We start from the raw sequence: 559 nt of genomic DNA, 5'->3' as shown, positions 1-559 counted from the left end.
CCGGCTTCCTCGGCGGTCGCCTCGGCGCCCCCAAGCGCCTCACCCTCGCCGACGGCACCGACGCCCGCCGCGTCTGAGCCCAGCCCCGGCCGGTCCCTGCGACCGGCCGGATCCTCACACAGCCGGAGACCTGCCATGAGAGACCTGCCATGAGAGACCTGTCATGAACGGCGATCAATTCCGCGGCGCCTCGCGCCATCTCAAGGGCCGTGCCCAGACCGCCGTCGGCGGTCTCACCGGTGACCCGGCGCGCCAGGTGCGCGGCGCCGTGAACCAGGTGGCCGGCGGCGCCCAGTACGCCTACGGCCGCGCCCGCGACCGGGCCGAGGACCTCGTCGATGACGGCCGCGACCTCGCCCACGCGGTGCGCGACCGCGCCGACCACTGGATCGAGGACGGCCGCGCGCGCGCCGACCACCTCCTCGACGAGGGCCGCGCCTTCGCCCAGACCACCCGCCAGCGCGGGTCGACCTACGGCCGACAGGCCGTGCGCTACGCCGACGACAACCGCACCTCCGCCCTCCTCGGCCTCGCCGCCGTCGCCTTCGCGGTGGGCTGG

General features: G+C 76.0%; 1 protein-coding gene. It reads left to right on the top strand.

The window, feature by feature from the left end; translation table 11 throughout:
• Window positions 1-163 precede the first annotated feature (163 nt).
• The coding region (locus AC0IY1_RS25305) for a CsbD family protein (RefSeq protein WP_471773325.1) at window positions 164-559 on the top strand (396 nt) is incomplete at its 3' end.

The organism is Methylobacterium sp. AC690 (assembly GCF_979256535.1).
Note: the sequence above shows the minus strand (reverse complement) of the source record. Positions and strands in the feature narration are given on the sequence as shown.